Below are 19,377 nucleotides of genomic sequence, written 5' to 3' on the forward strand. Positions count from 1 at the left end.
GGAACCGATTAGGGTTTGGCTAAAACGGGGAGAATTTCCGCATGCCCAGAAATCAAATACTCCCGGCCCGTATGGACCTCCTGGCATAGGACCCGGGTCCTCCGCGAGGAAATTTTCTTAAACCTCCGACCCTGGAAATCAAAATCATTACCAAGTCCAAGATCATTAAGATAAACGCTGGGCTCCTGCTGGCTCTTGTCCTTATCATACTTTCTAAGCTCCTTGATCAACCAGAAATCTGCCCCCGAGCTGGCTTTGGGGTTTTTCATATGGTGTCGGAGTGGCACCAATATATCCTGAGGAAAGACGCTGCTGTTGAGCATGGGAAACATCAGCTTCTGAAAAATCATTTTCCACTCCTTCCCATGAGGCTTAATGCTAAGGCCATAGTGTAAATAAGCCTTATGATGCGCGACTTCATGGATATAGGTAATCAGAAATTGAAAAGGATTCAGGTTATTATTAATGGTGATGGTCTGAAAGGCCGCATCCCTTCTATACCTAAAATCACCCAGTTTACTTTGGCGATTTCGGCTAAGCTGAAAATTAAAAGGGCTAGCAATCCATAGTTCCATGGCATAGTCCACCGCTGCAGAAGGGAGTTTTCTGTCGAATATCTTTTTGATGGTTTCTTTTGCTGAATTACTTTGCCCCATATAAAGCATAAAAATAAGTTGATAAAGCATCGATTCCCACCATTCTCCACCAAAAATCTTTGCAATTAGAAAAGTGAATGCGCTAAGCCAGCCCTTGGGATAGGGTGCTTAGGATCCAGGAAGATCCATTGCTTATGCCCCATGATTAAGCTGTATCCAGGCCTAGTCCATCCCTGCCTTCACGATATTAAACTACTGATATTAAGAGTTTTTCAACTTAATACAAATGGATAAAGGGCTAATAGGCCTCAGGTTCGGTGAGTAAATCCCAGTTAAAAAAGCTTCAATAATAGTATATTCAATTATTCTTTTTACCTTTGCAGCCGAAAGGAGGTGTAAAAATATGATCATAGTAAACGTAAAAGAGAACGAATCAATTGAAAAGGCGCTAAAACGCTTTAAAAAGAAGTTCGACAGAACCGGAGCAATCCGTGAACTGAGATCTCGTCAACATTTTGAGAAGCCTTCTATTAAAAGAAGAACTGAAGTCATCAAGGCTGCCTACAAGCAGAGAATGAGAGACGCTGAAGGGAATTAATATTTTCTTTCCTTCTTGAAAATAAATGAGCATATTGGCGTATAAATTCGCCGATATGCTTTTTTCATTTATAAACTACCTAGAACACGAAAAGCGAGCCAGTGCGCACACCGTACTTGCTTATCGCAAGGACCTGGAGCAATTTCAGGACTTCATTCGTACCTCTTTTGGTCAGGAGACGCTAGAATCTGCGGATCATGGAGAAATCAGAGCTTGGGTAGTGGACTTAGTGGAGCAGGGCTTATCCTCCACGACGGTCAACCGAAAAATAGCCACATTACGATCCTATTATAAATTTTTACTCCGAGCGGGAGATATAAAAAAGGACCCCACTTATAAAATAAAAGCCCTAAAAACCCCAAAAAAATTACCGGAATTTGTTCAGGAATCTGCGATGAAGAAGGTCCTCAACGAGCTCGAATACAGCAAAGACTTTGACGGTCAGCGAGATAGAATGGTGATGGAATTTTTATACCTCACGGGGGTTCGACTTTCCGAATTAATAAATTTACGCTGGTCGGACATCAATTTAGGAGACGCATCAGTAAAAGTTCTTGGCAAAAGAAAAAAGCAACGAATAATCCCCTTAACTCATCACTTATCCAGAAATATAATTTCGTACAAGAAAGTATTTAAAGAAACATTTTTAAATGTAAACGAGAGTGATTATTTTATCGTTATAAATGGAAGAAAGCAAGTTTACCCTATGAAGATTTACAGAATTGTGAGGCATTATTTGGACCTTTTTGCGCAGACTTCCAAGCGCAGCCCTCACTTGCTGAGGCATACGTTTGCTACACATCTGCTCAATAAGGGTGCAGACCTGAATGCTGTAAAGGATTTACTAGGACATGCGAACCTCGCTGCTACGCAGGTTTACACTCATAATTCAATGGAAAAATTAAAGGCCGTGTTTGATCAAGCACATCCAAAAGCCTAAATACCTAAATGAAAGTTTAACTTTTAAACTGTTAACACTATGAAATTACAAATGCATTCCATCCATTTCGACGCTGATCAAAAGTTGATAGACTTTATTCAGAAAAAAGCCGATAAGCTGGATACGTTTTATGATAACATCATCGACGGAGAGGTGTTTTTAAGGCTAGACAAAAATGAAAAAAACGAAAATAAAATCGTAGAAATAAAACTCAATCTCCCCGGCAAGCAGCTGTTTGCCAAAAACCAAGCTGACTCCTTTGAAGCTGCTACAGATGATGCAGTAGAAGGTCTTCGCCGTCAAATCAAGAAGTTTAAAGAAAAGCTAGTATTAGCTAGACAATGACAATATAACCCAATTCCAAATAATGCAATCAAAACCCGCTCAAGTGAGCGGGTTTTGTTTTTTTAACCTAGCCATGATCTTAGCTTAACCACCATTTGCTCTGCACTTTATACCTTTGGATAAACAATGATGAATGAAAAAGAAATCTATACCTGAAGTATTCTTATTTATCTATTTTTTCACTTTGATAATTGGCGGGATTGTTTTACTGAATGCGCCCAAAGGGGATTATGAGCTTTTTTTGAATCGGCATCACTTTTTTACAGCCGATTTATTTTTTTCCTGGATCACCCACTTAGGTGATGGCCTGGTTTTTCTGGTGGTATTTCCCATCTTATTGATCTATCGATTTTCTCATGCCCTGCTATGCGTCTTCACGGCCGCCATTCATATGCTGGCCTGTGTGATCCTTAAGCGCTTTGTATTTGCAGGTTCACCAAGACCAGCCGAATTCTTCAAGGACATTGACCTCGTGCAAGTAGCTGGGGTTCCCTTATACCATTGGCACTCCTTTCCTTCCGGCCACACTGCCACTGCTTTTGCTCTTATGACGATGCTTGCCATGCTCTACCGCAAAAACTTTCCATTACAATTTATTTTCGCCGGACTTGCAATTCTAGCAGGGTTTAGCAGGGTATATCTAATGCAGCATTTTATCGGTGACGTCCTCGTGGGCTCCATGATTGGAGTGGGCTCTGCCATGGCCGCCCGCTGGGTGGTGCGGACTCAGCTGAAAGGAAAAGCTTTCAAAAAAGGCCTAATTCGCAAAAAGAAAGTTCCACTCTCCGACTTACACCCCGGATACCAAACCATAAAAGTGGATATTCGCCAATGGAAATGGCCATTCTAAACCCTACTCTTCCCTAACCAAAGCAAGGTTCTCCCCTTGTACTTCCCCGCCAGATCTGAATCAGAAACTGATCCCTGAGGTACTTTTCCTAATAAAGCTGAAGGGTATATATAAAAGCTTTTTGGCTTTAATTAGTGGTTTTGTTAGCGCTTTTTGGCAGTTTTGTGCTAGGAATCAGGTTTACCACCCTTTTCTAGTGAAAATAACTAAAAATGAAAGACACCAAGAGCTATAGAATTTACCTGCTAATCATTTTGGCGGTGATTTCCTTTTTCAAAATTCTATTTACAGCCACCAGCCCCCTCAGTTTATTTTCTGAGGAGACCCAATATTGGTTATGGTCTCAAAATATGGATTGGAATTATTATTCCAAGCCACTGATGGTGGCTGTTTACAACTATATCTTCACGGGTATTTTTGGGAATACGGGGGTAGCGGTGAGGCTAAGCGCCGTCTTGTTCTCCGCCGGCACGGCATGGATAGTTTTTGAGCTCGGACAGAAGATGTTCAGCGAGGCAAAAATAGGCTTTTGGGCGGCTTTAATGCTGGTGGTGATGCCTTATTTTCATCTGGCCTCTTTCTTTCATACCACGGATTCTTCCCTCTTATTCTTTTGGGCCCTGAGCTTCTACTGGCTGTGGATGGCTACAGAGACACAGAAAACCAGCCACTGGATTTACGCTGGATTAGCCAGCGCCATGGGCATGCTCTCAAAAAACACCATGGTTTTGGCCATTCCTCTGATTTTCTTATACCTCCTTCTTACTGATGCCAAGCAGCTAAAGCAAAAAGGCTTTTACCTGTTTTGCCTGGTTTTTGGGCTATCATTCATCCCGATTCTGGTCTGGAACTTTCAGAATGACTTCGTGACCTTCCGTCACGTTGGCACCCTTGGTGGCGTAGAAGGCGAGAGCAAACCCTTTGATCCGGGAGAATCCATAAAATACATCTCTGAATATGCCGGTGGGCAGCTGGCGATTATATCCGCCTTTTTTATTCCTTTCTTATTCATGTCCATTCGCCGAATGGTTAAGCTGAAGGAAAGGCAACTGTTATTTATCCTGCTTCCCGCAGTTCTCGTATGGGCATTGTTCTTTATGATCTCCATCTTTAAGCGGGTTGAGGTAAATTGGCCTGCCTTTGCTTATGTAAATCTCAGCCTTGCCATGGCTTATGTCCTTCATCTTGCTTCGGCCAGCTGGCGCAAATATGCGATATATGCCACGGCGATTTCAGGGATTCTGCTGGTCTTGATCATGAAACCTGCAGTCCTTGACACCGTAGGTTTCAAGAAAGTCCTGAGACCAGACAAGGATCCTTTGGCCCGACTGGCGGGATATCATGAACTCGGGGAACGCGTGGATACCCTGATCGATTCCCTGCAAATAGGACCTCATTTTATTTTCAGTGATAGCTATCATATTGCCTCAGAATTGGCCTTTTATGTAGAAGGAAACCCACAGACCTATACTATAAACCTAGGCCGTAGAAAAAATCAATTTGACCTCTGGCCCGGAATAGGGCAGTTCGAAAACCAAGCTTATACCGGGATATTCGTCCAGTGGAATACCACCGAACGCCCTGAAGTGGGGAAGGGTTTTGATAGATTACTTCATAAGGAAACCCAATATGCCAGTTACCGAGGGGATACAGTACGGGTTTTTAGCATAGAAGTCTATGAGAATCTCCACCATATCGAGGAAGTAAAAACTACTTCCTATTAAACCCTAGAACTTGCTGGCGGGGATTTAGGGATGGCAAAAAATTTAGCGATCATTTCTATACCCTCAGCGGCTCAGTGGATTAAAATCATTATTCCCCGGGGCTTCTTTGAAGGTCACTGTGGAGAAAACTTAGTAGGAAATAACCACCTAAGGGTCTGCTGGGATTGGGAGCTTCCTGACTTCAGATCTTCGATAAATAGCTGGAAGTGAAGCTATATTTTTGCCGCCAGGCAAAAAATCAACTCCCAAATCAGGTAAAGGGAAGCCTAAAGATCTGGATCACTATCTAAGGAGGCAGGCATGAGCTTCAGCACCACGGTAATGGGCGGCTCAAAGAGGTCCTTCCCCTCATGGATGATCTCATAATGAAGCCCAAGATGATCCAGCTCAGACAAAAACCGCTTACGGGTAATTAAGAAGCCATCAGCCCTGGGTGGATCCGGCACTTTCATCAGGTCCTCGATGGGACGTTGAAGGTAAAAAGAGAAGCCCGGATTAAATATTTTATAATAAAACACTTCTCCCGACTTCACCTCAGCAAGCTTCGCCGCCAATACAGGGTTCTGCTGGTCCAGCATAGGAAATCCATACCAAAAAAACACCAGTGTCACCACGATAAATCCTCCCCCCATACTAGCGGCTAGTCTTCCCAGTTGCCGCTGCTTATAAGAATAATAAATTAATGGCAGCACCATCCATGGGCTTGCAAAAGCTATAAACAAAGCCGGTTTTATTGTCAGGGAAGGATCTGATTTTAGCCCATAATAAATGGTAAATGGAAGAATAATTAGCAAAATCACATATATCAGACTGGGCCAGAACATCGCTTTTCGAAGCTGATGCTTCTTTAGTCTCCCCAAATAGCAGCCCACCAAAATTGCCAAAAATGGATAGGCGGGCACGGTATAATTGGGAAGCTTGGTCCCTGCGAACATGAAGAAAAGGACAATGGTCGCCGCTACCACCAGGGCAAAAGTCGTCACCCGCTGTGCTCGAAACTTAATGCTATACCAAACACTCTGCGGCAGAAACACCGCAAAGGGGAGCATCCCTGCAATCACATAGCCCCAGGTGAGCCAAAAACCGCCCCCATGCCCTTCCATAGGCGCCGAAAAGCGGCCTAGATTATGCTTAAAAAAAAACTCCTGCAACCATACTCCATCCGTCTTGATGGCCACCAGCACATACCAGGGAAGGGCTATCGCAAAAAATACCGCCAGTCCTAGCGGGTTAAAAATCCTCAACAAGCGCTTCCCATTAAGCATCTGACTGATCAGCCCATAACTGAGCAAGGCGATAAAGGGAATCAGCACCCCCACAGGCCCCTTGCTGAGCACCGCCAATGCTAATGAGGTATAAGTAATCAACATCAAAGGTGTATTCCTAAATCCAGATAAGGTCCAGCGATAAAAAGACAACATCCCGGCGCACATAAAGAAAATCAGGAAAGGGTCTGGCACGGCCATATGAAACTGTATATACCAGTGCAGGGAAGAGCTCAAGGCCAGCAGCGTAAATAGCCCCGCCTTCACTCCCGCCTGTTTGCGCACAAATCGATACACCATATAAGTGGTCAGGAAGCCAAATAATGCAGGAAAAAACCTTGCGGCAAACTCATTGATGCCAAAGATCTTATAGGCCAAAATGAAGAAATAATAATGAAGGGGAGGTTTATCAAAGCGGTACTCCCCATTGAAGGTCGGAATTACCCATTCATGGTGATGCATCATCTCTATGGCGGCAGTAGCATTTTTTGCCTCATCCAGGGCATAAATACTCAAGCCTTGGAGATTCGAAAAATGCAGGATTAGGGCCACGACTAGAAGCAGTCGCTCGGCGACAATCCATTTATTAGCAGGCTTTTCCATAGAGCTAAATTACCGATGCCTGGGCAGCCAAATGTCACTAAAGCGTTAACAAACCGTTAGGTTTTGATTATACGGCTTGGTGAGGGGTCAAAAAAGCCGTAATTTTGAGCAAATTTTAACGTATGATCCCCTTACAGCTCTCCTTAGTAGTCACTGTTTATAATGAAGAGGACAATATCAAGCCTCTGCTAGACGCAATTTACACTTCCCTATCAGGTATAGAATACGAACTAATCCTGGTGGATGATGGCTCTACGGATAGGACTGTTGCGGAAGCAAAACAATGGTCTAATGACCGTACTCGGGTTCTGATTTTTAATATGAACTACGGGCAGACCACTGCTCTTGCCGCAGGCATCGATTATGCCAAAGGCGAGTACATCGTCACCATGGATGGCGACCTCCAAAACGACCCCTCCGATATCCCTATGATGCTTCAGAAAGCAATAGACGAGGATTGGGACGTGGTCGCTGGTGTACGTGCCAATCGTCAGGATGGGTTTGTTCTTCGTAAGATCCCTAGCAAATTTGCCAACTGGATGATTCGTAATACTACCAAGGTTTATCTCAAAGATTATGGCTGCAGTCTGCGTGTATATAAGGCACATATCGCACAGAATATGGGGCTATATGGTGAGCTTCACCGCTTCATCCCCGTGCTGGCAAAGCAGCAAGGCGCCCGAATGACCGAAGTGGATGTAAAACATCATGCTCGTATCCACGGCACCTCAAAGTATGGCCTGAACAGGACCTTCAAGGTCCTGGCCGATCTTATTTTGATGCTGTTTTTCCAAAAATACCTCCAGCGTCCTATACATCTCTTTGGCGGACTGGGATTGCTGGCCATGATCACGGGAATTTTGATCAATATGTACCTGCTGGTGCTCAAGCTCCTCGGGGAAGACATATGGGGCAGGCCTATCCTGCTGGTAGGATTGATTCTGGTCCTCGGTGGCCTACAGCTGATCACCACCGGTCTGGTCGCAGAGATCATTGTAAGAACATATTTCGAGTCGCAAGACAAGAAAACTTATACCGTAAAAGAAGTCTATCAAGGTGAATAAAAAAGCCTTAAAGCTGGCCCTCAAACTGCTCCTTACGGGAGCGGCCATCTACCTGGTATTTCGGAAGATCGACTTAGAAGAAACCTGGAGCTTGGTAAAGAAGCTCCAGGTTCCTTACCTGCTTGCCGCTATTGCTTTTTTTGCGCTATCCAAGGTCATTTCTTCCCTTCGACTCAACTGTTATTTCCGCGATCTAGGATTGCAGCTTGTCGAGCGCCAAAACCTCAAACTTTATTGGATTGGAATGTTTTATAATCTATTTCTCCCCGGGGGAATAGGTGGTGATGGCTATAAGGTATATTGGCTGAAGAAGCGCTATGCCGTGAAAGGCAAGAAGCTCGTGGCGGCAGCATTACTGGACCGGCTGAGTGGCCTGGCCGCCTTGGTATGGCTGATGCTGGTGCTTTGGTTTTTTGTGGACCTCGACTGGCAGCCCCCCAGCTGGCTAGATCCCGATTGGATCGCCTATTTGGGCTTGGTAGCTGTGCCTGTGGCATTTTGGCTGATGGTAAGAGGGTGGTTTCCATCATTCAAAACTTCCTTTCTCAAGACCGCTGGTTTGTCTTTGATGGTGCAGGGCTCTCAGCTCGTATGTGCTTATTTTATTTTGCTGGCACTTAGCATTCATACCCAGCTGATCGCCTATCAATTTGTGTTTTTGGTCTCCTCCATTGTGGCTGTATTGCCCTTGACCATCGGTGGGGTCGGGGCTAGGGAACTCGTATTTATTCTTAGCCATGATTATATGGGCATAGACAAAAACGCTGCGGTGGCCTTTAGTTTATTATTTTTCCTGATATCCGCAGCCGTCTCCCTCGTCGGGGCAGGCCTCAAAATGGACGATCCTTCTCAGAAATAATCCTCCATCCATAGCCTACGAATGCAGGATTCAGGTCATTTATTGCTGCTTCAGACAAGGCTGAAATAATCAGACGCATAGGTCAATGCAATAGATTACCGCCCTGATTTTTTATAATTGGCCTGGGCCAAAAAAAGGTGATCATCCGATCAGGTTATTCACGACCAGTTGATATCCCAGTCCCACCACTATGCCCCCGATGATGATAAATGGGGAGGGGATTTTGGTAAATTGAAGCAGGAGATAAGTGCCGATGATGGCGAGAATATTGAAGGTATTGGCAGGCATGGGCTCAAAGAGCAGGTAAGCGGCAGCGATAAGCATCCCACAGCTGACGGCATTGATTCCCTCCAGCGCAGCGCGTACAGGACGGTATTTCTTCAGTTCGTCCCAAAACCGAATGACGAAGAAGATCAGGAAGGTACCTGGCAGGAAGATCCCCGCAGCGGCAATCAGGCCACCGGTAATGGCGCCTCCCAGTCCCATTTCCCTCATGGACAGGGCACCGATATAAGAGCTAATGCTGAATGTGGGGCCAGGGACTCCCTGAGAAATCGCATATCCGGTCAGGAATTCCTCCGAGCTAAGGTAGCCTTTGAATTCCACAAATTCGGTATATAGATAGGGCACCAGCACCTGTCCACCGCCGAATATCAAGCTGCCGTTACGATAGAAGTTTTCGAATAATCGGATAGGCAGCAATTGCGTAAAATGCCCCAGGGTAGCGGCAGAAATCAGCACTCCGCCCCATAGGAGGAAGTTTGCCCATTGGATTTTGATCCCGGATTTCTCTTCTATTTTGGGGTGTTTATTGAATTTGAGGGAGGTGGATATCCCTCCGGCCACCAGCATAATAGGAAAGATAAAGGGGGAATTATAGAAGAAAGCCACGAAAGCTGATAGCAGCATGAGAATCATGGCCTCGGTGGTTTTGACCATCTTTCCGATGGTCTTCTGGGCGGCATAGATGATAAAACCGATGGCCATAGGCTGGATAAACTTCGCAAAATCCAAGGCCCCTTTCGTCTGGGTCTGCAAGAAATCCACCAATACGGCAGCACTAGTCATGATAATGGTGGCAGGCAGTATCCATACCAGCAGCGAGAGGTAAGCCAGATTTGGTCCACCCACCCGATATCCAATAGCGGAGATCGTCTGGGTGGAAGTGGGCCCTGGTAGTACCTGGCAGAGGGCGTTGAGTTCCCACAGCTCTTCCTCAGTAATATAGCGTCTCTTACGAACCATGATGTCCAGCACCATGGCCAAGAAGGCCTGAGGACCACCAAAAGCCGTTACCGACAAGGTGAGCACATCTTTTAGATAAAGATAATATTTTACTTTCCGGATGGTCACCTTAGCTTATTTGCGGAGCCCAAGTTCTCTCAGACGCTCTTCCAAGAATTCCCCGGCGGTGGCATCGTCGAAAGCCTTTGGATGCTGCTCATCTACACAGTCTGCAAGGCAGGTAAGGTCCATTTCCGCCCGCGGATGCATAAAAAATGGAATAGAATATCGGCTGCTATTCATTTTTTCACGTGGTGGATTGACCACACGGTGGATGGTAGATTTTAGTTTTTTGTTGGTATGACGCTCGAGCATATCGCCCACATTTACGACCAATTGATCAGGAAGGGCGGTGATAGGAATCCACTTTCCGTCCTTCCTCAACACCTGCAGACCGTCTGCACTTGCCCCCATGAGCAGGGTGATCAGATTGATGTCGCCGTGCTCGGCAGCTCGTACTGCATCTTCAGGCACTTCCTCGGGATTTTGGATGGGGAAATAATGGATGGGACGAAGGATGGAATTCCCATAAGCGACCTTATCTTCAAAATATTCCTCGTCTAGCTCCAGATGCAAGGCAATCGCCCGGAGCATGGCCTTACCGGCATTTTCTATGGTATTATAAACCTCCAGAGCGACCTCCTGAAACTCAGGAACCTCTGATGGCCATACATTTGCCGGATATTCTTTTTTTATTGGATCAGTATCGGGAATAAGACTAAGATCCTGACCCACATGATAAAATTCCTTTAAATCCCCAGTGTTACGTCCTTTTGCATGTTCTTTACCTTTGCCGGTATAGCCACGCTGATAGCCGATTTCCGGCTTTTCGTACTTGGTCTTCACCTCATCCTCCAAGGCAAAAAACTGCTGAATGGCAGCATACAGTTTGTCTTGCAATTCTTGGCTTAGCCCATGGTTCTTAATGGCCACAAAGCCTATATTTTGGTAAGCATCACCTAGTTTATTGACGAAGGCAGCTTTTTTTGCCGCATCACCACTGGTAAAATCCGCCAGATCTAAGGATGGAATTTCATTATATAAGATTTCGCTCATGTCAGGTTCATTTTATCTTGCAAGGTAAAAATTTTATAGGAAAATTAAATATCTTTAAGCTACGCCAATTATCCTATTCTTATGAACTTTAAAATAAACCTTTGTTTAGTAACCTTAGTATCATTGATATGGGCCTGCGATTCTAAACCCAATTCGCAACAACAAAATCTTAGCGCAGAGAAGTCCAGCCCTAATCCCAGCCCTGAAGAAAGCGTAAATTTTCACCTTCCCAGCCCAAGTGCCCCACATCCTGATGCTATGCTGGAATTACATCGCCCCTTAGAGGACGAGCAGTTTGCCGAAGGCAGTATTCCCTTTGAATTTAATATAAAAAACTACCCCTTTGAGCATGGCAGAAAAGGCTTTCAGCTCATGGTCATCGTCAATGGAAATGATCCTACGGGCTATAATATGCCCATTTTTGAGCATGAGCTAGAGGCTGGGCATTATAAAATGGTGGCCTTCCTCGTGGATGAAGAAGGCTATGCCCTAAAGGAATATGGAAACTACCTAGACAGGGAATTTGTCGTGGGGGAGGTGACGGCTCCCTCAGAAGAGGAAACAGCATTTTTGGCGATCAATTTCCCTAGACAAGACCAGCAATACACTCAGGAAGAGCCGGTGGTGGTGGACTTCCTCGTCACTGACGCAGAGCTAGACCCAAAAGGCAGCAAGGTTCGTCTCTCCGTGAATGGCCATACCTATAATGCTCACAATCACCAACGAGTGCACATTGATGGGCTTCCAGCTGGAGAGCACCAGCTAGTCGCCCAGCTAGTGGATCAGGAGGGAGAAGCCTTACCCGGTAAATATTCCCAGTGCCAGAAATCCATCATGATCCAACCTTAATTGGTGCTATGGCAATTAGGCCTGCTCGGCGCAAAGTCGATCTACTTTTTAGTGTAAGTAGTAGTTCAAATGCGCGTATTGAAGGGAATAGCGTTGGGAGCAAAAGTTGAGTTTCTTAATTAAACAGTATTTGGCAGCAATTATATAGTGCATTAGCGGATAGTGGGCTTGGACTATTGCAGTCAATCGGAGCTAACTGATTGGCACAAATGGCAAATATAAATTCACCTAGCAATCTTTTTAAGGTAAATAATAAGGGTAAGTTGGTGCTTATCAGCAAAAAGAGTTTTACCTTGCTCCTATTCCAGTGATTGCAATAAGCTATTGCATCATAGGAATGGCGCTAAAGAAAATCCACATTTTGTAATTTGCGCAGAGGAATAGCCTTACAAATCCAAGGCCTATTTAAATATCACCTTAAGAGTACAGCTAATCTTATTATTTTCCTTCGATTATATAAAGTGATTGAAGAAAAAAGATTAATCAGATCGATTAAACATTAATCCCTCTCATACCCCTGAGTATCACTATAAACAAAGCGTTTATTTACAGTTAGCCCCTAAAAAATAGCCGTAAAAATTAATAGTTTACTGGCAAAAAGTATATGATCATGAGTATTTTAACCGTTATAATGACATCCTACAGCAAAAAGTTTGCGTATTAAAAATGCTTACTGTAATATTGTGAAGTCAAAAAGTTCAAAACCCACGCCCTGTGGGTCCATCTTATTTCATAAGACACCTTTTTATACCAATCAATTAATAAAGTCACAGTACTCATTTCTATTTAATCACATCAAGTACCTCTTATACGTTTTTTATGTATAATATTGAAGAACTAAAAATTAGATTGCTCTCCGAATTGAAGGAGATCGCAGAAGACCTTGGGGTCAAGAATTATAAATCGCTCAAAAAAGATGACTTAGTCTACGCGATTTTGGACCAGCAAGCAATCACCCCTGAAAAAGCCCTTCCTAAGAAAAAGCCCGCCAAAGCAGAAATTGAGAAATCCGAAGTCGAATCCGTCGCCGAAACCAAAGAAGAAGCTATAGCTTCCTCCCCAGAATCACCGAAAGAGGCCCCTGCCGAGAGCAAGCCCAAATTCAAGCGACAAAACGTGACTGAGATCAAAAAAGAAGAGGTAAAGGAAGATAGCAAACCTGTCAAAAAAGACGCTAAGCTAGCTCCACCCAAGCCTAATCCTCGCAAGAGAGCGAATGACAAAGCGCAGGAACCTCAAGCAGAGACGAAGCCAGCAAATAAAGTGGAAGCTAAGCCTGCCCCTAAAGCAGAACCAAGACCTGCCGCAAAATCTGAGCCTACTCCTGGCGATCAGCCCAATGCAGATGACGGCAAATCACGCAGCTTCCGACCGAGACGCAAAGCCGTCGTGGACGAAGAAGCTCAAAGAATCGCTACCGAAAGAGGCCAGGAAACTGAAGTCGAACTTCCTAAGCGTAAGAACTTTAAAGACACCCAGCCAGATGATAGCCAGCCTTCTACTGGTGGTGGGATGAAGAAAAAATATTCCGTGGCCGTAAAGGAATTTGACGGAATTATAGAAAATGAAGGAGTACTTGAGATCATGTCCGACGGATATGGCTTCCTTCGTTCTCTGGATTATAACTACCTCGCTTCTCCAGATGATATTTATGTTTCTCCATCGCAGATCAAGCTTTTTGGCCTGAAAACGGGAGATAATATCAAAGGTCAAATCAGACCTCCAAAAGAAGGAGAAAAATATTTTGCCTTATTAAAGGTATCTTCTGTGAATGGTAAGACCACTGAGGAGATCCGTGATCGGATTCCTTTTGAATACCTTACCCCTTTATTCCCAGAAGAAAGATTAAACCTCACCACTCGAGCAGATAATCTCTCCACTAGAATCGTGGATTTATTTGCCCCAATCGGAAAAGGACAACGTGGCATGATCGTAGCCCAGCCAAAAACGGGTAAAACGGTATTGCTACAAAAGATCGCCAACGCCATCGCAGAAAACCACCCTGAATGTCACCTTATGATCTTGCTGATCGATGAGCGACCAGAAGAAGTAACGGATATGGCGCGTTCTGTAAAAGCAGAAGTGATCTCCTCTACTTTTGATGAGCAGGCTGAGAGACATGTAAAAGTATCCTCAATGGTACTGGAAAAAGCCAAGAGAATGGTAGAATGTGGACACGATGTCGTGATCCTACTGGACTCCATCACTCGTCTGGCAAGAGCCTATAATACGGTGGTCCCTTCCTCAGGAAAGATCCTTTCCGGTGGTGTAGATGCCAACGCTCTTCATAAACCTAAGCGCTTCTTTGGCGCAGCCAGAAACGTAGAAAACGGAGGCTCACTTACCATCATTGCTACAGCCCTAGTGGAAACTGGCTCTAAGATGGACGAGGTGATCTTCGAAGAATTCAAAGGTACTGGAAATATGGAACTTAGCCTGGACAGAAAACTCTCCAACAGACGTATCTATCCAGCTATCGATGTGCCAGGATCTGGAACTCGAAGAGAAGACCTATTGATGGAAAAAGAAGAGATGCAAAGAATCTGGATTCTGCGTAAGCTGATGTCCGATATGACCTCACAGGAAGCCATGGAATTCCTTCTTCAACGTATGAAAGGAACCCGCGATAATGCTGAATTTTTGATCAGCATGAATGGCTAATGTTAAAGTATGCTAAAATTACCAGCCCCAAGCTTAAAAGCTTGGGGCTTTTTTGTGGATTATGAATTTTGTTTTCTGTCGTTTTTTACCAAAAATATGCTTTTTAAAATATTATTTGGTAAAATTTTTATTTTATTACTTTTTGTTTTATCTATGTGATATAAAACGTTGATCACCAAAGATCGTATTATTCAGAGGGTTAGGCACAAACCCATGACAGCGATCGGGCAATTCTCTAATTGTCGCCGCAAGGCAAAAGAACTAATCAAGGTTTTACAATTACCCAAAATTAACCCTTAATAATCGCAAGGCAACTGGTCAAAATCACTAGACCCAAACCAGTAACTTCCGATTAAAGGTTCCTTGATTTTTGCACTTCAGAACAAAGACAGATTCGAGTGAAGAATGATCCTGATGGAAGAGTTGAAGAAGCAAATTGAAACCAAAAACAATAATGACATCTTAGCCAATAACCATGGTGATGGCATGAACGATACAACAACCAACTATTTACCACAATTACTAAAGATACTCCTAGCACTATTCTGCTTAGGAGTATTCTTTGTTTCCACTACTCTGCCTGCCATGGCCGAGGGATCCGGCACCTGGGGTACCGCCACAGATCGCCAAAGCTGGTTATGGATTCCCGAATACAGCGAAGCCAATAGCGCCACCAATAACCACGGCTACGGATCCAGAGGATATATGATGCTGCCCTCCACCGTCCCCAACTATAATCCAGATCACCGCATGTACGTATATGTGAAAGATGGCGAAACAGTCTATTGGGGATTCCGGAAATTTGACGGAGCCAATACTATCAGGGTACGTTGGTATTATGATAGCTCAGACACTGGCTTCTTCCCTCAGGCCACCAGCGGACCATCGTACCGATTGAAAGATGACGAAAGCTATAATGCCAAATCTGCCGGAGGCACCACCGGCCGCCCAGCCAACGGAATGGCCGCAGCGATCGGACCTACCGCCCTTCCAGGTAATTCCGGAGGATACAGCGCTTACTCCTTCACCAATGACACTGGCGCAGATCGCGCATTCTGGGTAGAAATCTCCGGTGACGACTCCTTCAAAATGAGCTATTGGGATGTCACCGTGGCCGAAGGATCCATAGAAAAACCAGGAAGACTCTACTGTAAATACTGGAGTGTCTTCAATGAATTGGCCGTAGAACTGGGCCAAACCAACCAATACTCTTTTCATGATAATTTTGGATTTTACGTTCCTGTAGATGATAATTTCGGAGGAACAGGCGATCAGTATTTTGTGAAAAATGCCAACTTTGGTCGCTCAAACGGAGGATATGTAAATTTCTTTGCCAATCAGGATGGCCCGAGAAATGACACCGGAAGCCACGTGGAAAACAGAAAATCTATCATTGGAGTATCCAGCAACTATCAGTACCCATTATTCCTTAATGATCCGGACCTTGAATTTTGGCCAACCACCGATGTACCAAACGCCTCTTTGAATATCACCTATGAGGAAAAAGAGCCTATCGGAAATGGTGGACATGCCTGGGTGGATATCAGCATCAGCCTTCCTGGTATCGTGGATGTGCTGATCGATCTGGACGGCAATAATACCTATGACGAGGGAATCGACATTGTCATCAGTGAAAGGTATGATGCCAGTGGAAATTACCAGATCTATTGGGATGGCAAGGATGCCAATGGCGATGTGGTCACCAGTGGCTCAAAAATTGGCGTGTTTGCAGCCGTGATATTTGCCCCTGTCCACTTTCCAGTATATGATATGGAGCAGAGTCTTGGCATCACCATCACCAATGTACGCCCCGGCAACCCTGAGGACAATGCCATCTATTGGGACGACTCTCCACTTCCTCGAGACGGGGAGCCTGGCTTCTCGGCCATCACCTCCACATCAGGCACCAGTGCAGTATCTGCAGAGGTGAATGTCACTGGCGAGGCTGGAACGTCTCATATCTGGCATTCCGATAGTAATAAGGGTTTTGGCGAAAAAAACACCATCAACACCTGGGCAGCCTCCTACTATGCCGAGGTTCAGGAAGAAGATGAATACCTATACCTTACTTATCAGGGCAATGTATATGAGGATGATAATGGCCTGGAGGATGGCTTAGTATCAGGCATCGGCACCAATCTGGAAGGACAACTCTATGTCCTCATCGTGGACGCCGATGATAAAGTCATCAACTCCGCAGCTGTAGCTTCTGATGGATGCTATTCTATAGACCACATTCCAGATGGCAACTATAAGGCGGTGCTCTCCACCAGCAATGCAGCTCATGGCGAGCCTAGCCCGCTACCCTCCCTTCCTCAGCACTGGGAAAACAGCGGGGAGCAACTAGGTACAGAGCCCGGCGTAAATCTCTATGGAAATGACGGAGTCCTGGGTGCATTTTCCTTAGAAAACACCTCTGTGGTGGAAGCCAATTTTGGATTAAGAACTATGGGAACCCTACCTGTAATCTGGGAGGATTTTGAGGCAGAATATAACGAGCAGAAAAACGTCATCGCCCTGGAATGGACCGTGGCAAAGGAATGGGAAAATAGTCATTATGAAATCGAGCGATCCACATTAGGCCTATCAGACTTCATAAAAATCGGCGAGGTAACGGCCATAGGCTGGTCAGACGAGGCCATTGATTATAATTTTGAGGATGCCACCGCCAGTCAAAACTCTGGGAAATGGTACTACCGCATCCGTCAGGTAGATCTCGATGGCAGCGACAGTTATAGCTCCGTATTGGCAGCGCAGATGCCTGTGCAAACTTCCGAAGGCCCCACTTGGAGCATCTACCCCAATCCCGGCCATGCCAGTGAAATCAATATTGCTCTAAACAAATTCAGCAGTTATAATGGAGAGCCCCTGCACTACCGCCTGGTAAGCTCCCTCATGAGCACTGACCTCTATTCTGTCAGTAGCCCTAACCTACTCAGCCAGAGCATTCAGGAGACCTTGACGGCCTTTCCTTCGGGATTAGTGATCGTGGAGGTTCTCTGGGCTGATCATACCGAGCGCCTAAAGCTGATGCTACGCTAGTACCCATTGCAATTTGAATTGCCCAGGGTTCTGGCCTGGTATTTGCGCTAAATTAAACAGGGAATAAAAGGGTAAATCACGCTTTAGTAAAAAAATCAAAATTATTCTTAGCGATGATTTGGTTTTGTAAATCAGAACCCCTACTTTTGTATCACAATAAAGGAAAACAGGTATCGAGCAAGTCGATATTTCCTTACCAACAAAGATAAAAAAGCGAAAGCTAAAGATATATCGCGGGATGGAGCAGTTGGTAGCTCGTCGGGCTCATAACCCGAAGGTCACTGGTTCGAGTCCAGTTCCCGCTACTACAAACCCCTTATACGTCAAGTATTTGGGGTTTTTTCTTTTTATATACTTTTTAAAAAATGGTCATAGAGTGGAAATTGTGGTTGATGGTTTTTTAAGACTTAAATGCATTTTTCATTAATTCCATCTCATTTCTTAGAAAACTTACATCAATCGCAATTTGTTGCTACTGGCCTACATTCTGCCGAATTGTATTGATAATGGCATTGGCTTCTTTTTCTTTTAACCGAAAATAAGGAGCGACTTCCCGTACCAGACCTAAATCCAAAGCAATGTCATTTTCTGAAATATTAAGCTTTAGACCTATGGAGTGCCCAAAGTTAAGGCTATTTTAAAACGGGATTATGGCATAACAATGCACCTCAGGCTATAGAAAGCTACAGAAAAAGAATACTTCCTGTCGGCTACCGAGCTTGTCCGGAGGCATACTTTCGGAAGCTTGAGTTGCGAAAATATGCATTAACATCCGCCAAAACGTATATTGCCATATTTAAAAAGTTTATCAACCATTATAATNCATGGAACTGATTGCATTGTACGAAAATGAAATCAGGAAATACTTACAGTACCTGGTGCATCAGAATAAATCTGATTCCTATCTGAATCAGGCCATTAATAGCATTAAGTTTTATTACGAGGTTGTACTTGAGATGCCCTCACGATTTTATTCAATAGAGTCCTATAAAAAGGCAGAAGTTGCCTGATGTGATCAGCGTGGAAGAAGCAAAAGCAATGATAGTAGCTACTGAAAATTTAAAGCATAAGTGTATTATTTCTATACTTTATTCGGGAGGATTAAGAAGAAATGAGCTCCTCAACCTGAAAATTAAAGATATTGACAGTAAAAGGATGTTGATTCATGTAAAAAACGGGAAAGGAGAGAAAGATAAGTTTACCTTATTGAATAACGCTGTGCTAACAAATTTGATCAAATACTATACCAAAGAAAAGCCCGTGAAGCTTTTATTTGAAGGTTCAAAAGGTGTTCCCTATTCAGTTTCCAGCGTAAAAAAAATAGTGGATAAGGCAGCTTCACTTGTAGAAATAAAGAAAAAAGTAACGCCGCATACCCTCCGCCACAGTTTTGCCACGCATTTACTTGAAGCGGGAACAGATTTGCGCCATATCCAAGTTTTGCTGGGCCACAATTCCAGCAAAACTTCAGAAATTTATACGGATGTTCCTAAAAAATCATTCAAAAACATAAGAAAATTGTTAGATTAAGGTATTATTGTAAGGCAAATAAAGTGCACTGTGCACTTTATTCGTACGTTACCTGCAAGCTAAAAAGCCAACCGCACGATCAAGCACATTTTATTTTGCTCGTGCCTCACA

16 protein-coding genes and 1 tRNA gene are annotated in these 19,377 nt (G+C 44.3%); 13 read left to right on the top strand and 4 right to left on the bottom strand.

All coding sequences use genetic code 11. The features are described from left to right. Positions 1-8: 8 nt before the first annotated feature. Positions 9-686 carry a SprT-like domain-containing protein gene (locus tag B050_RS0101485; protein ID WP_018472097.1) on the bottom strand — a complete coding sequence of 226 codons (678 nt, stop codon included), beginning with the start codon at positions 684-686 and terminating at the stop codon, positions 9-11. 313 nt (positions 687-999) lie between these two features. Between B050_RS0101485 and rpsU the strand changes: the two genes are divergently transcribed. From rpsU to B050_RS0101510, 5 genes are all read left to right on the top strand, one after another. After that, complete coding sequence (gene rpsU, locus B050_RS0101490; protein WP_018472098.1) at positions 1,000-1,194, top strand: 30S ribosomal protein S21; 195 nt, start codon at positions 1,000-1,002, stop codon at positions 1,192-1,194. A 55-nt stretch (positions 1,195-1,249) separates the two neighbouring features. Continuing rightward, entirely contained in the window at positions 1,250-2,134 is an 885-nt protein-coding gene (locus tag B050_RS0101495; RefSeq protein WP_026235534.1) for a tyrosine-type recombinase/integrase, read from the top strand. A 39-nt stretch (positions 2,135-2,173) separates the two neighbouring features. Continuing rightward, positions 2,174-2,479, top strand: a complete 306-nt coding sequence (gene hpf, locus B050_RS0101500) for a ribosome hibernation-promoting factor, HPF/YfiA family (RefSeq protein WP_018472100.1) — start codon at positions 2,174-2,176, stop codon at positions 2,477-2,479. Positions 2,480-2,612: 133 nt separating this feature from the next. Then, on the top strand, positions 2,613-3,329 hold the full coding sequence (locus B050_RS0101505) for a phosphatase PAP2 family protein (protein WP_018472101.1): 717 nt from the start codon (positions 2,613-2,615) through the stop codon (positions 3,327-3,329). Between the two features lie 212 nt (positions 3,330-3,541). Further along, positions 3,542-5,053, top strand: a complete 1,512-nt coding sequence (locus B050_RS0101510; RefSeq protein WP_018472102.1) for an ArnT family glycosyltransferase — start codon at positions 3,542-3,544, stop codon at positions 5,051-5,053. A 266-nt stretch (positions 5,054-5,319) separates the two neighbouring features. On the opposite strand, the gene B050_RS0101520 is transcribed toward B050_RS0101510, so the two are convergent. Further along, a complete protein-coding gene (locus B050_RS0101520) occupies positions 5,320-6,921 on the bottom strand; it encodes an ArnT family glycosyltransferase (protein ID WP_018472104.1) in 1,602 nt (533 codons plus the stop codon). Positions 6,922-7,043: 122 nt separating this feature from the next. On the opposite strand from B050_RS0101520, the gene B050_RS0101525 reads away from it, so the two are divergent. Together B050_RS0101525 and B050_RS21945 are read left to right on the top strand one after the other, a co-directional pair. After that, the gene (locus B050_RS0101525; RefSeq protein ID WP_018472105.1) at positions 7,044-7,985 is read left to right on the top strand and encodes a glycosyltransferase family 2 protein; all 942 of its coding nucleotides are present in this window, start codon (positions 7,044-7,046) and stop codon (positions 7,983-7,985) included. Beyond that, a complete protein-coding gene (locus tag B050_RS21945) occupies positions 7,978-8,844 on the top strand; it encodes a lysylphosphatidylglycerol synthase transmembrane domain-containing protein (protein WP_018472106.1) in 867 nt (288 codons plus the stop codon). The genes B050_RS0101525 and B050_RS21945 overlap by 8 nt, the downstream gene beginning before the upstream one ends. A gap of 141 nt (positions 8,845-8,985) precedes the next feature. Here B050_RS21945 and chrA read toward each other — a convergent pair whose 3' ends face one another. Together chrA and B050_RS0101540 are read right to left on the bottom strand one after the other, a co-directional pair. Beyond that, complete coding sequence (gene chrA / locus B050_RS0101535) at positions 8,986-10,197, bottom strand: chromate efflux transporter (protein WP_018472107.1); 1,212 nt, start codon at positions 10,195-10,197, stop codon at positions 8,986-8,988. Between the two features lie 6 nt (positions 10,198-10,203). Further along, the gene (locus B050_RS0101540) at positions 10,204-11,184 is read right to left on the bottom strand and encodes an isopenicillin N synthase family dioxygenase (RefSeq protein ID WP_018472108.1); all 981 of its coding nucleotides are present in this window, start codon (positions 11,182-11,184) and stop codon (positions 10,204-10,206) included. 81 nt (positions 11,185-11,265) lie between these two features. Here B050_RS0101540 and B050_RS0101545 point away from each other — a divergent pair, with 81 nt between their 5' ends. The 6 genes from B050_RS0101545 to B050_RS22800 all read left to right on the top strand — a co-directional run bounded on the left by B050_RS0101545 (position 11,266) and on the right by B050_RS22800 (position 19,266). Then, positions 11,266-12,033, top strand: coding sequence for a hypothetical protein (locus B050_RS0101545; protein WP_018472109.1), 768 nt, complete (start codon positions 11,266-11,268; stop codon positions 12,031-12,033). 819 nt (positions 12,034-12,852) lie between these two features. Beyond that, positions 12,853-14,694, top strand: a complete 1,842-nt coding sequence (rho, locus tag B050_RS0101555; RefSeq protein ID WP_018472111.1) for a transcription termination factor Rho — start codon at positions 12,853-12,855, stop codon at positions 14,692-14,694. Between the two features lie 486 nt (positions 14,695-15,180). Beyond that, complete coding sequence (locus tag B050_RS0101560) at positions 15,181-17,736, top strand: hypothetical protein (RefSeq protein WP_157492484.1); 2,556 nt, start codon at positions 15,181-15,183, stop codon at positions 17,734-17,736. A 232-nt stretch (positions 17,737-17,968) separates the two neighbouring features. Then, a tRNA-Met gene (locus B050_RS0101565) sits at positions 17,969-18,041 on the top strand. 519 nt (positions 18,042-18,560) lie between these two features. Next, positions 18,561-18,746, top strand: a complete 186-nt coding sequence (locus tag B050_RS23775) for a phage integrase N-terminal SAM-like domain-containing protein (RefSeq protein WP_052308729.1) — start codon at positions 18,561-18,563, stop codon at positions 18,744-18,746. 1 nt (position 18,747) lies between these two features. Further along, a complete protein-coding gene (locus B050_RS22800) occupies positions 18,748-19,266 on the top strand; it encodes a tyrosine-type recombinase/integrase (RefSeq protein WP_308428716.1) in 519 nt (172 codons plus the stop codon). The last annotated feature ends 111 nt before the right edge of the window (positions 19,267-19,377 follow it).

The organism is Echinicola pacifica DSM 19836, from assembly GCF_000373245.1.
GTDB lineage: Bacteria > Bacteroidota > Bacteroidia > Cytophagales > Cyclobacteriaceae > Echinicola > Echinicola pacifica.